Below are 11,852 nucleotides of genomic sequence, written 5' to 3' on the forward strand. Positions count from 1 at the left end.
CCCAGCGGCGCTACCGCCACCGTTGAACTCAAGCGCTTCGTCGACGTTGAGACCGTTGCGGAGCACCTGCCTCGAGCCACGCCTGAAAAGCGGTCACACCATCAGGGGTCAGCGCCAGTTCGTACTCACGGGGCTCGTCATGGTCGCGATGCTCCCGTACGTGCACGATCGTCATACCGTCGAGGATCACGCCCTCGCTGCCCGCAGGGCACCGTCGGCTGACGATCTCGATGCTGTGGCGGGCGAGATTGCGGGATGGCCCCGGGCGAAGTGAACTGAGACGGAAGTACCGGAGCGAGTCGTCGCCGTAGTGGACGGTGCCGTGACGCCAACCCTCATCGACGTCGGCGGGCAGATCACGCATGAGCGCGGGCATGCCTGCGCTCCGCAACTGCTGTAGCCGGTAGCCCAGCAGGCCGCAGACGACCAGCGCTACCACAAGCAGAATCAGCAGGACGACCACAACGGTCACGCGGCGTACCTCCCTCGCGTGGGTTCCATCACCGAGATGTCGGCGGGCTGTCGACGGGGCTGTTCCGGCGATGGCTGTCTCCAGCATGCCAGTCGACCGTATGACGCATCCAGCCACCCGCGATGTGCGGGTGGCTGGATGACGACAACCGAGTCGCGGTGACGACTCGCATTCAGTTGTGAACCAAGGGAACTCGGACGCGTGCAACACTCGTCCACGACGCCGGTTCGGTCTCGATCAGGCGATCTGCTCGGCGGCGCGCAGCCGAGCGTGTGCGCGGTTGTACTCCGGCGTTCCCGGCTCGGCCGAATCGAGCGCGGACTTCTCCGCGTTGACGTCGACGCCGTCGGCCCATTCGGCAGCCTCTGCAAGGATCGTCACCGACGCTCCGGTCACCGAGATGAAACCGCCCTCGACGGCGGCCGCCTTGCGTGTTCCGCTCTCCTCGACGATGACCACGAACCCGCCGGGCACGAGCTGCCCGAGCAGCGGCTCGTGATTGGCCAGCACACCCATCTCGCCGACCGTGGTCTGCGCGATGACGAACGTGGCCTCACCCGAGTACAGCTCGGCGTCGGCGGACACGACCTCGACGTGGAAGGACTTCTCAGCCATGGCGTACCGCTACTTTCCGGCGAGCTTGGCGGCGGCTGCCTCCACGTCGTCGAGGCCACCGCAGCTGTTGAACGCCTGCTCCGGGTAAGCGTCGAACTCGCCCTTGCAGATGCGGTCGAACGCCTCGATGGTGTCGGCGAGCGGCACGACCGATCCGGGCTGGCCGGTGAACTTCTCGGCGACAAGGAAGTTCTGGCCGAGGAACTTCTGGATACGACGTGCGCGCTGCACCGTCACCTTGTCCTCTTCGGACAGCTCGTCCATACCGAGGATGGCGATGATGTCCTGGAGCTCCTTGTACTTCTGCAGGATGCTCTTCACCTCGTTGGCGACGCGGAAGTGCTCGTCACCGACGATCGAGGCCTCGAGAATGCGCGAGGTCGAGGTCAGCGGATCCACAGCGGGGTAGATACCGAGCTGCGAGATCGGACGCGAGAGCTCGGTCGTCGCATCGAGATGCGCGAACGTCGTGGCGGGCGCGGGGTCGGTGTAGTCGTCCGCGGGCACGTAGATCGCCTGCAGCGAGGTGATCGAGCGACCCTTGGTCGAGGTGATGCGCTCCTGCAGCTCACCCATCTCGTCGGCCAGCGTCGGCTGGTATCCCACCGCAGACGGCATACGACCGAGCAGGGTCGAGACCTCGGAGCCTGCCTGGGTGAATCGGAAGATGTTGTCGATGAACAGAAGCACGTCCTGGTGCTTCACGTCGCGGAAGTACTCGGCCATGGTGAGGGCCGAGAGGGCGACGCGCATACGCGTGCCCGGCGGCTCGTCCATCTGGCCGAAGACGAGGGCCGTGTCCTGGAGGACGCCCATCTCTTCCATTTCCATGATGAGGTCGGTTCCCTCACGGGTCCGCTCACCCACGCCCGCGAACACCGAGGTACCGGAGAACTCACGGGCGATACGGGTGATCATCTCCTGGATGAGAACGGTCTTGCCCACGCCGGCGCCGCCGAACAGGCCGATCTTGCCGCCCTTGACGTACGGGGTCAGCAGGTCGATGACCTTGATGCCGGTCTCGAGGATTTCGGTCTTGCCCTCGAGCTCGTCGAAGGCCGGCGGCTTGCGGTGGATACCCCACTGCTCGCCGTCGCGACCGAGGCCGGGGCTGTCGAGGCAGTCACCGAGGGCGTTGAACACGTGGCCCTTGACCTGGTCGCCGACAGGCACGCGGATCGGATAGCCCGAGTCGGTCACGATCGCGCCGCGGACGAGGCCGTCGGTGGGCTGCATCGAGATGGTGCGCACCAGGTTGTCGCCGAGGTGCTGTGCGACCTCGAGGGTCAGCGTCTTGGCGACAGCCTCGAGTGTCACCTCGGTGTGCAGGGCGTTGAACAGGTCTGGGATCGAGCCGCGGGGGAACTCGACGTCGACGACGGGGCCGATGATGCGGACAACGCGGCCCTCGGTGGTCCCCGCCGACTGCGACGAGGGTGTCTCTACAGTTGCGGTCATGATGCTTGGGTCACTTCCTTTTGATCGAAGTTTGGGTGGGATCGGCGTCAGTTGGCGAGGGCGCTCGATCCGCCGACGATCTCGCTGATTTCCTGGGTGATCTGGGCCTGGCGGAGCTGGTTGGCCTCACGCGACAACGTCTTGGACAGTTCCTCGGCGTTGTCTGTCGCTGCCTTCATCGCCGTGCGACGTGCGGCCGACTCGGATGCGGCCGAGTCCAGTAGCGCCGCGTAGACGCGCGTGGCGACATACTTCGGCAACAGCGCCTCGAGCAGAGTCTCTGCGCTCGGTTCGAAGCTGTAGTTGCGCGACTCGTCGTCGACCTCGACCTCCCCGTGATCGGGATTGTCGTTCTCGGTCACCACCAGCGGTGCCATGCGACGAACTTCCGGCGTCTGGGTGAGCATCGTGACGAACCGGGTGTAGACGATGTGCAATTCGTCGACGCCCTCGATGGTTCCCTCGCCGTCCGGCAGATCGATGCTCTCCCCCGACCCCGCCACGAAGAGGTCGACAAGGAAGTTGCTCGCCTGCGCAGCGTCCGCGTACTCGGGCGACTGTGAGAATCCGGTCCACGACGTCGCGACATCCATGCCGCGGAAGGTGAAGTAGTTCACGCCCTTGGTGCCCATGACGAAGAGCACCGGTTCCTTGCCCTCCTCACGGATGAGCGAGATGAGCTCGCGCGATGACCGCAACACGTTCGCGTTGTAACCGCCGGCCATGCCGCGGTCGCTGGTGATCACCAGAATCGCGGCGCGCTTGGGATTCTCGCGCTCCTTGAGCAGCGGATGGTCGAGCGACCCGGCGCTGCTGGCCAGCTCGGAGAGCACCTTGGTCATCTCTTCCGAGTACGGCTTCGCTGCCGCCACCCGGGCCTGAGCCTTGGTGATACGCGACGTCGCGATCAGCTCCTGCGCCTTGGTGATCTTCTTCGTCGACTGGACCGACCGGATGCGTGAGCGCAGCTCACGAATGCTGGCCATGAGCCCTCACCCCTTCTTCCTTGGCACGGATACGCCCGATGCGGGCACGGACGGACACGCGATCACTTCCGGATCTTGATCTGTTCTTGCTCGACGTCGTCGGCGTCCATCGCGGCTGCCTCTGCCTCGTTGACGACGCGCTTGCCATCGTGGGTGAGGTAGCTGTTCTTGAACTTGTTGGTCTCGGCGACGAGTGCCTCTGCCTGGTCGTCGGTGAGCACCTGGCCGCCCGCGATCGAGTCGTAGACGCCGGTCGCGTTGTGGTGCAGGTGGCTGAGCAGCTGGGTCTCGAAGTTCCGGACGTCGTCGACCGGCACCGAGTCGTAGTGGCCCTCACCGCAGAGGTAGATCGAAACGATCTCGTCCTCGACCGAGTAGGGGCTGTACTGATCCTGCTTGAGCATCTCGACCCACCGGGCACCGCGCTCGAGCTGCGCCTTCGACGCTGCGTCGAGGTCGGAGGCGAAGGCGGCGAAGGCTTCCAGTTCGCGGAACTGCGCGAGCTCGAGACGCAGCGAGCCGGAGACCTTCTTGAGGCCCTTCGTCTGAGCGGCACCACCAACGCGCGAGACCGACGTACCGACGTTGATCGCGGGACGAACGCCCTTGTTGAACAGGTCGGACTCGAGAAAGACCTGACCGTCGGTGATCGAGATGACGTTGGTCGGAATGAACGCCGACACGTCGTTGGCCTTGGTCTCGATGATCGGCAGCGCGGTCATCGAGCCGCCACCGAGCTCGTCGGAGAGCTTCGCCGCGCGCTCGAGCAGACGCGAGTGCAGGTAGAAGACGTCACCGGGGTAAGCCTCGCGGCCCGGCGGACGACGCAGCAGCAGCGAGATGGCGCGGTAGGCCTCGGCCTGCTTGGTGAGGTCGTCGAAGACCACGAGAACGTGCTTGCCCTGGTACATCCAGTGCTGGCCGAGTGCCGAACCGGTGTACGGTGCCAGCCACTTGAAGCCTGCCGAGTCAGAAGCGGGTGCGGCGACGATGGTGGTGTACTCCATTGCGCCGGCCTCTTCGAGTGCCGTCTTCACGCCCGCGATGGTCGAGCCCTTCTGACCGATCGCGACGTAGATACACCGAACCTGCTTGCTCGGGTCGCCGGTTGCCCAGTTGTCCTTCTGGTTCAGGATCGCGTCGACACACACGGCGGTCTTACCGGTCTTGCGGTCGCCGATGATGAGCTGACGCTGTCCGCGACCGATCGCGGTCATGGCGTCGATGGCCTTGATGCCGGTCGCCAGCGATTCCTCGACGGGCTGACGCTCGAGCACGGTGGCAGCCTGGAGTTCGAGGACACGGTTGTCCTCGGCCTCGATGTCGCCGAGCCCGTCGATCGGAGCGCCCAGCGGGTCCACGACGCGACCGAGGAACTTGTCGCCGACGGGCACCGAGAGCACCTCACCGGTGCGGCTGACCTGGCCGCCTTCTTCGAGATCCTCGTAGTCACCGAGGATGACCGCGCCGATCTCGTCCTCATCGAGGTTCAGTGCCACACCCTGGATGCCGCCGGGGAACTGCAACAGCTCGTTGGCCATTGCGCCCGGAAGGCCGCTGACGTGGGCGATGCCGTCAGCCGTGTCGGTGATCGTGCCGACCTCGTCGCGCGAGGCTTCGGCTTCGAACGACGAGACGTACTGCTCGATCGCTCCCTTAATCTCGTCTGCTGAGATCGTCAACTCCGCCATGGGTTCTCGTCTTTCTTGATGTCGGTCGGTGTGAGTGAGTCGTGGTGGTGAGGTGTCGTTCGCGACTGCGAGACGCGGCTACCTCGGCAGTGTCTCCGCTGCTTTTGCCAGGCGTGTCGCGATGTCGGCCTCGATGACCTCGTCTCCGACACCGATACGCAGTCCGCCGATGATCGACGGGTCGATCTCGGTCTGCACCGAGATCTTGCGGTGGTAGATCTCGGCGAGCACGCCACCGAGACGTTGCTTCTGAGCATCGCTCAATTCGGCTGCAGACACCACATGGGCGACGGTTTCGCCACGCATGGCCGCTGCCAATTGCGCGAGTTGGTCGACAGCGGACTCCGCGGGCTGTCCGTGGAGAAGGCTGATCGTCTGGGTGAGCAGGTGCGCGGTGTAATTGCCGATCTGGCTCCCCAGCAGCCCGGTGAGCAGGCCGTTGCGCTTCTCCGCGGGCTTGGTGAAGTCGGTCAGCAGCGAGGCGAGAGTCGGGTTCGCCTCGAGAAGACGGCTCACCCGGAACAGTTCATCCTCGACCTGCTCGATCTGCCCGTCACGCTCGGCCGCAGTGAGTACCACCAGAGCGTTCTGCCTGCGCAACGCGACCAGGATGTCGTTGGGCTGCGACCAGTGCTGTGCAACGGCGGACGCAACGACCTCGACCGCGATCGGCGATGCCTTGCCGTCGAACAGACTGTGCACCAACTGCTTCTTGAGCGCCGGGAAATCCTCGTCCTCGGTGAACTTCTTCCGCAGCACCGGGTGGTGCTGGAGGAAGTCGATGATCTGGGTGAGATCCTCGCTGGCCGCGAGCAGTTCCTGCGGAGTCTTGCCTTCAGTGTTGGTGCTGAACTCGCGGGCGACGGCGCGTGCCGCGTCACGGCTGGCGGCGTGCATCGAGTGCAGCCCGATCAGTTCGCTGGAACTCGGGACTCCGGTCGAGGGCTGTCCGCCCCGCGACATGGCTGCGAGCTCGTCGATGACCCGATCGACGGTCTCCGACTGGTTGGTCGGGTCGGCGAGGTGATCGCGCACGATCTTGCCTGCGCCATCGACCGCGGTGAGCCCGAGCTCGCTACGCAACTGACGAACCATCGACGTGCGCGTCAACTCACCCTGCGCCTTGCCGTGCTCGGAGATGCGCTTGACCTCGACGTCGGCCTGCTTGTGCAGGTCGTCGGCGATGCCCTTGGCATCTTCGATCGCGCCCTCGTGGAGTTGTTTGGCCTCGACCTTGGCCTGCTCGATCGAGCGCTCGTGTGCCACCTTGGCGTCCTCGAGGCGGGCCTTGGCCGCATCACTCTCGGCCACCTGCTGGTCGACGACGTCCTGTGCGCTCTTCACGGTCTTCCGCAAGAACGGCACGACGAACTTCCACAACAGCGCAATGATGAGCAGAAAGCCGACAAGCTGTCCGATAAATACGTCCACTGCTACTTCACCGTCTCAGTCTCTGGCGAGGCGGTCGTCGCCCCTGAACTTTGCACGCCGGCACCCTGTGTGCCGAGAACGCGGTCAGCAAGCGTCCGCGACAGTGAGTCGACGTCGCGCTTGGCCTCGGTCACGGCGTTGTCGGCCTCGACCTTGAGGTCTGCGGAGATCTTCGCGAGAGCGGCGTCGGCTTCATCCGTCGCACGCCGCTTCGCATCCGACAACTCCTCGTTCCCCTTGGCCCGCGCTTCGTCCCGGATTCCGGTCGCGTCGGCGCGGGCTTCCTTCATTCGGGCCTGATACTCCCGGTCGGCGTCCTCGTAGCTCGCCGCAGCGGCATTGTTGTCCTCAGCAGTCTTCGCGACCCGTGCCTGCCGTTCGTCGAGCACCTTGACGATCGGTGGCACGATCCACGCGCGGATCACGATCAGCACGACGACGAAGATCAGCAGACACGCGAAGAACGTGCCATTGGGGATCAAGAAGTTCTCTGCGGCGAGATTCATGGTTCAGATGTCCCTTGTTGTTCGAGGAACCCGACTAAAACCGGGAAGATCAGGACTGGCCGGAAATCGGGGTGGCGAACACGAACAGCGCCATGAACGCGAGGTTGATGAAGTACGCGGCCTCGACCAGACCGACGGTGATGAAGAACGGAGTGAACAGACGGCCCTGTGCCTCCGGCTGACGTGCGATGCCGGAGATCAAGGCGGAACCGGCGATACCGTCACCGACGCCGGCACCGATCGCGCCGCCACCCATGATGAGGCCGCCACCGATCAACGCGCCCAGACCAATCAGATTCGGATCCATTGAGAACTTTCCTTTCGGGTGATACTGGCAATCGGATTGCCAGGTCTAAGGTCCGACCGACGCGGTGCCGGCCGGGGTCGGACTTGCTAGTGGTCTTCGTCCGTCTCCATGGCCTGGCTGAAGTACAGCACGGTCAGCAGGGAGAAGATGAATGCCTGGATGAGGCCGACGAACAGGTCGAACGACTTCCAGATCGCGTTCGGCGCCCACATGACATACGCCGGGAACAGCGCGATCAACGCGACCATGATGCTGCCTGCGAACATGTTGCCGAAAAGACGGAGAGAGAGCGAGACGGGCTTCGCGATCTCCTCGATGATGTTGATCGGGGCCAGGAATGCGACGTGGCCCTTGACCAGACGCTTGAAGTGACCGATCGGTCCGCGACGTCGGATTCCGGCAGCCATGTACCAGACGAAAACGAACAACGCGAGGGCGTAGCAGAAGTTGACATCGCTGGCCGCAGGCGCGAACACCTCGGCGCTCTTGCCCTCGGAGTCGGCGTACTGCAACGGCAGTACCGACAGCCAGTTCGCGATGAGGATGAACGTGAAGAGAGTGACTGCAAGAGGTAGGACGAAGCCGCCGACCTTCATGCCCATCGAGTTCTCGATCTGGCTACGCATCTGCGTGGTGACGGCCTCGAAGAACAGCTGCACCGAGTTAGGGCGCTTGGACGTCATCCGCGAGCGCACGAAGAACGCGAGCGCGATCACGATCACTGCCGCGATGGCGGTGGCGATGATCGTGTCGATGTTCCACGTCATGCCCAGCCATTCCACCTGCTTGTGGTGGCCGACCTCGATCTGGGCCTCGGCCAGCACGAGGGTGTCGGCGCCGTAAGTCGATGCGATCATAGCTGCTTACGAAGTCCTTTCATCACCGGAATCACCGTGTTCAGCACCAGGACAACCTGGCCGAGAGCGAGTCCGAACATCACGCCCAGCCCTTCGGGCCGGAACAGGAAAGCCGCCGCCAACGCGAGCACAGTGATGGCTCCGAGGCGTGCGGCAGAGTTGACGGCGAGCAGTTTCTTTCGTGGATTCTCTTCGGCGGCAACACGTTCGACGGAAATCATGACCATCTTGGTGTTGATGAAGACGGCGACCACACCGATCGCGAAGAACAACGGGAACAGCCAGCTCCCGAGGAAAACCGCGATGACCGCGACGACGACGGTGAGCACACCGGCGATGATTGCCGGACGGCGAAGGCCTGTCGGCGCGGGCGGGTAATACACGGGAGCCGAGTCAGGGGCGGACGTCGCCATTGCCTCTCCTCACGTGAAACACCTCATGCCTAGGGCATCAGGCAACGAGCGTGCGTCTTCGCGGCTGACCGCCGAGCGTACGCTCTGCATTTGCAGTGACCTTATCAACACGATTTCCCACGGTCACCGGGGGGTGTCCCCGCAGAATGTGTCGACCTCCCGAGGCTGGGAGCACGCCGCACCGCCGGTGCGAAATATGCGTCCCCCTCAAGTACTACAGCTGATAGTACACGATTTTACTGTCTGGTTACCTATCCGCCCGTCCGGGAGGCACCTGCCCCCTCGGATGACGTATGACCTGGACAGAAGGCCCCTCCCCCGGTTCCTACGTCATCGCAGGGCGCGCGCGGTCCGCACTTCGGCGATCCGTCGCTGCAACCGGGGTGCCATCGTCGCCAACATGGCGACGACGAGCCCTGCTGCGAATGCGGGCACCACCACCGACACCGGGAAGATCGTGCTGGCAGCCACGGAGAAGGCGAGAATCCCTACCCAGAGATAGATGATGAGTGCGACGCGCCGCTGCGAGTGCCCGAGTTCGAGCAGTCGGTGATGAAGGTGCAGTTTGTCCGGGGTATAGAACCCGACACCTGCGCGGGTGCGTCGCACCACCGCCATCAACATGTCGAGCATCGGTATGAAGACGACGGCCGCCACCAGGATCAACGGCGACAGCAGGGTGAACACGTCGGCGGGACCGTAGGCGTTCACCGCGATACGTCCCGACGCACTCGTCGACGCCGCGGCCAGCATCAAACCGATGAGCATCGCGCCCGAATCTCCCATGAAGATCCTGGCCGGGGAGAAATTGTGGGGAAGAAATCCCAGGCACGCACCCGCAAGTGCGACCGAGATCAGTGCGGGCGGGTAGTAGCTGACGTCGCCACCCTGGTCGCGCAGCAGGCCGAGCGAGAACATGCAGATCGCCGACGCCGAGATGAGACCGAGTCCGGCTGCGAGTCCGTCGAGTCCGTCGATGAAATTGACGGCATTGATCGTGGCGACGGTGATCACGACAGTCAGGAGCCCTGACTGGAACGGGTCGAGGACAATGGTCCCGATGTTCCCGAACGGAACCGGCACCTGCAGCCAGCTCACCCCCATCACGACCATGACGCCCGCCGCAGTGAGCTGTCCGACGAACTTGGTCAACGCGTCGAGGCCCCACCGGTCGTCGATGATCCCGACGATGACGATGACGGCTCCCGCGGTCACCACGGCGCCCATGTCGTTGGTATAGGCGAATCCCCGATTGAGTGCGGGGAGATTTGCAGCCAGAACAATCGCTGCCACCACTCCCGCGAACATCCCGACGCCGCCGAGGCGCGGTGTCGGAATGGTGTGCACGTCTCGTACGCGCGGGACCGCGACAGCGCCCACCCGAATAGCGACGACCCGCACGAGGGACGTCAGCAAGTACGTGATCGCGGCTGCAGTCAGTCCGACCAGCAACAACTCGCGAAGCGGAACACCGGCGCCGCCGGAACCGGACTCGGCCGACAGCACGTCCGCGACGACCATGCTCCCACCGGTGACGGGCTCGAGCATCAGTCGACCAGGCTGGCCGGATCGACGTCGAGCACCTCGGCGACCTCTGCCGTGGTCACGGCACCTTCGCGCAGGACACGTGGTGACGCACCGGTGATGTCGACGATGGTCGACGGTTGCCCCTTGGGGGCACGCCCACCGTCGAGGTAGACCGATACCGAATCGCCCAGTTGTTCGAGCGCCTCGTCGCAGGTGATCGCGGGCGGTCGACCGGACACATTGGCGCTCGAGACCGCCATCGGCCCCACAGCGCGCAACACCTCGATGGCAACCGGATGCAGCGGCATCCTCAACATCACGGTGCCCGACGTGTCGCCGAGATCCCAGGCGAGCGACGGAGCCTGCTCGACGACGAGGCTCACACTGCCCGGCCAGAAAGCCTCGACGAGGCTGCGCGCGGCGGCCGACACCGACAGGACGAGTCCGTCGATGGAATGCCAGGAACCGACCAGCACCGGCACCGGCATGTCACGACCGCGGTGTTTGGCGGCAAGGAGATCTGTGACGGCCTCGGCGTCGAACGCGTTGCACCCGATGCCGTAGACCGTATCCGTCGGCGTGACGATCAGCCGGCCGGCCTTGGCGGCACCCACGGCCGCCTGGATGCCCGCGGAACGGGTCTCCTCGTCAGTGCAATCGAAAACGGTGCTCACGTGTTCATCCTTTCACGACGCTCGCCCACCATCGGCTCACGGCCGACGACGCGCGGTCACGAACCGGGGGCGTCCGGCCAGGTCACGCCGCGCCAGAATGTCGTCGAATGCGCCGGCAGCCCCGAGGGTCCCCACGACCAGAGACGACGTCGAATCGTCGTGCTCGATGCCGAGCCGCCCGCCGGGCGCCAGGAGCCGGGCCGCGAGGTCGGACAGCGGCGTGATCACACTCATACCGTCCTCTCCGGCGAATACAGCCTCGGCCGGGTCTGCGTCGACCTCGGGTGAGACATCGGTGTCCGAGGGTACGTACGGAGGATTGGCCACGATGAGGTCGAGCGAGCCGTCGGGGATGTGGTCGCGCAGTTGAGCGTGATCGGCGACATCGGCGCCCAGAACCGCCACGCGATCGCCGACGCCGAGATTGGCGACGTTACGCCGAAGCCACAGCAGAGCCGACGTCGACTTCTCGACGGCAACCACACGCGCAGCGGGCACCGACACCGCTATCGCGATCGCGAGCGCCCCGCTGCCGCTGCACAGGTCTGCGACCAGGGGATGCGAGGCACCCGTGAGAGAGTCGACGGCCCACTCGAGCATCAGCTCTGTCTCCGGGCGGGGCACGAACACCCCGGGGCCGACGGCTACCTCGATCGGACCGAAGGCGGCGCGACCGACGATGTGCTGCAGCGGAATCCGACGCGCGCGCTGTGCCACCAACTCGCGGTATCGCTGCCGCGCACCGTCGTCGAGTTCATCGCGGAACGCCAGGGAACCGCGATCGACGTCGAGGACATGCGCCAGCAACCATTCCGCATCGCCGCGCGCCGAGTCGATTCCAGCGTCAGCGAGCAGCACTGACGCCGCGGCCACCTCCGAGGTGACCGACGTCATCTGATCACTTCTCACGACATC

13 protein-coding genes are annotated in these 11,852 nt (G+C 64.8%); all 13 read right to left on the bottom strand.

Features of this window, described 5'->3' with window-relative positions; translation table 11 throughout:
* Window positions 1-28: 28 nt before the first annotated feature.
* The gene (locus tag GOACH_RS20805) at window positions 29-472 is read right to left on the bottom strand and encodes a DUF2550 domain-containing protein (protein ID WP_005179392.1); all 444 of its coding nucleotides are present in this window, start codon (window positions 470-472) and stop codon (window positions 29-31) included.
* Window positions 473-709: 237 nt separating this feature from the next.
* Window positions 710-1,087 carry a F0F1 ATP synthase subunit epsilon gene (locus GOACH_RS20810; RefSeq protein ID WP_005179401.1) on the bottom strand — a complete coding sequence of 126 codons (378 nt, stop codon included), beginning with the start codon at window positions 1,085-1,087 and terminating at the stop codon, window positions 710-712.
* A 9-nt stretch (window positions 1,088-1,096) separates the two neighbouring features.
* Complete coding sequence (gene atpD, locus GOACH_RS20815; protein WP_005179404.1) at window positions 1,097-2,545, bottom strand: F0F1 ATP synthase subunit beta; 1,449 nt, start codon at window positions 2,543-2,545, stop codon at window positions 1,097-1,099.
* 47 nt (window positions 2,546-2,592) lie between these two features.
* The gene (locus GOACH_RS20820; protein WP_005179406.1) at window positions 2,593-3,531 is read right to left on the bottom strand and encodes a F0F1 ATP synthase subunit gamma; all 939 of its coding nucleotides are present in this window, start codon (window positions 3,529-3,531) and stop codon (window positions 2,593-2,595) included.
* Window positions 3,532-3,593: 62 nt separating this feature from the next.
* Complete coding sequence (gene atpA / locus GOACH_RS20825; RefSeq protein ID WP_005179408.1) at window positions 3,594-5,222, bottom strand: F0F1 ATP synthase subunit alpha; 1,629 nt, start codon at window positions 5,220-5,222, stop codon at window positions 3,594-3,596.
* 78 nt (window positions 5,223-5,300) lie between these two features.
* On the bottom strand, window positions 5,301-6,653 hold the full coding sequence (locus GOACH_RS20830) for a F0F1 ATP synthase subunit B/delta (RefSeq protein ID WP_005179411.1): 1,353 nt from the start codon (window positions 6,651-6,653) through the stop codon (window positions 5,301-5,303).
* Window positions 6,654-6,655: 2 nt separating this feature from the next.
* Window positions 6,656-7,159 carry a F0F1 ATP synthase subunit B gene (locus GOACH_RS20835; protein WP_005179414.1) on the bottom strand — a complete coding sequence of 168 codons (504 nt, stop codon included), beginning with the start codon at window positions 7,157-7,159 and terminating at the stop codon, window positions 6,656-6,658.
* Between the two features lie 49 nt (window positions 7,160-7,208).
* Window positions 7,209-7,466 carry a F0F1 ATP synthase subunit C gene (locus tag GOACH_RS20840; protein WP_005179417.1) on the bottom strand — a complete coding sequence of 86 codons (258 nt, stop codon included), beginning with the start codon at window positions 7,464-7,466 and terminating at the stop codon, window positions 7,209-7,211.
* An 86-nt stretch (window positions 7,467-7,552) separates the two neighbouring features.
* Window positions 7,553-8,323 (bottom strand): F0F1 ATP synthase subunit A, encoded by a 771-nt coding sequence (atpB, locus tag GOACH_RS20845; RefSeq protein WP_005179420.1) that lies wholly within the window; start codon window positions 8,321-8,323, stop codon window positions 7,553-7,555.
* Complete coding sequence (locus GOACH_RS20850) at window positions 8,320-8,736, bottom strand: ATP synthase subunit I (protein ID WP_005179425.1); 417 nt, start codon at window positions 8,734-8,736, stop codon at window positions 8,320-8,322. Before GOACH_RS20850 ends, atpB begins: the two co-directional genes overlap by 4 nt.
* Before the next feature lie 330 nt (window positions 8,737-9,066).
* Window positions 9,067-10,284: an MraY family glycosyltransferase gene (locus GOACH_RS20855; RefSeq protein WP_005179428.1), complete on the bottom strand. Its 1,218-nt coding sequence runs from the start codon at window positions 10,282-10,284 to the stop codon at window positions 9,067-9,069.
* Window positions 10,284-10,937, bottom strand: coding sequence for an L-threonylcarbamoyladenylate synthase (locus tag GOACH_RS20860; RefSeq protein ID WP_005179432.1), 654 nt, complete (start codon window positions 10,935-10,937; stop codon window positions 10,284-10,286). The genes GOACH_RS20855 and GOACH_RS20860 overlap by 1 nt, the downstream gene beginning before the upstream one ends.
* A 36-nt stretch (window positions 10,938-10,973) precedes the next feature.
* Entirely contained in the window at window positions 10,974-11,831 is an 858-nt protein-coding gene (prmC, locus tag GOACH_RS20865) for a peptide chain release factor N(5)-glutamine methyltransferase (protein ID WP_005179442.1), read from the bottom strand.
* Window positions 11,832-11,852 lie beyond the last annotated feature (21 nt).

It is taken from the genome of Gordonia aichiensis NBRC 108223 (assembly GCF_000332975.1).
Taxonomy (GTDB): Bacteria; Actinomycetota; Actinomycetes; order Mycobacteriales; family Mycobacteriaceae; genus Gordonia; species Gordonia aichiensis.

Coding starts and splice junctions, on each gene's coding strand:
- GOACH_RS20810 (WP_005179401.1), bottom strand. CDS start 1,087: ATGGCTGAGAAGTCCTTCCACGTCGAGGTCGTGTCCGCCGACGCCGAG.
- prmC (WP_005179442.1), bottom strand. CDS start 11,831: ATGACGTCGGTCACCTCGGAGGTGGCCGCGGCGTCAGTGCTGCTCGCT.
- atpD (WP_005179404.1), bottom strand. CDS start 2,545: ATGACCGCAACTGTAGAGACACCCTCGTCGCAGTCGGCGGGGACCACC.
- atpA (WP_005179408.1), bottom strand. CDS start 5,222: ATGGCGGAGTTGACGATCTCAGCAGACGAGATTAAGGGAGCGATCGAG.
- GOACH_RS20855 (WP_005179428.1), bottom strand. CDS start 10,284: ATGCTCGAGCCCGTCACCGGTGGGAGCATGGTCGTCGCGGACGTGCTG.
- GOACH_RS20850 (WP_005179425.1), bottom strand. CDS start 8,736: ATGGCGACGTCCGCCCCTGACTCGGCTCCCGTGTATTACCCGCCCGCG.
- GOACH_RS20840 (WP_005179417.1), bottom strand. CDS start 7,466: ATGGATCCGAATCTGATTGGTCTGGGCGCGTTGATCGGTGGCGGCCTC.
- GOACH_RS20835 (WP_005179414.1), bottom strand. CDS start 7,159: ATGAATCTCGCCGCAGAGAACTTCTTGATCCCCAATGGCACGTTCTTC.
- GOACH_RS20820 (WP_005179406.1), bottom strand. CDS start 3,531: ATGGCCAGCATTCGTGAGCTGCGCTCACGCATCCGGTCGGTCCAGTCG.
- atpB (WP_005179420.1), bottom strand. CDS start 8,323: ATGATCGCATCGACTTACGGCGCCGACACCCTCGTGCTGGCCGAGGCC.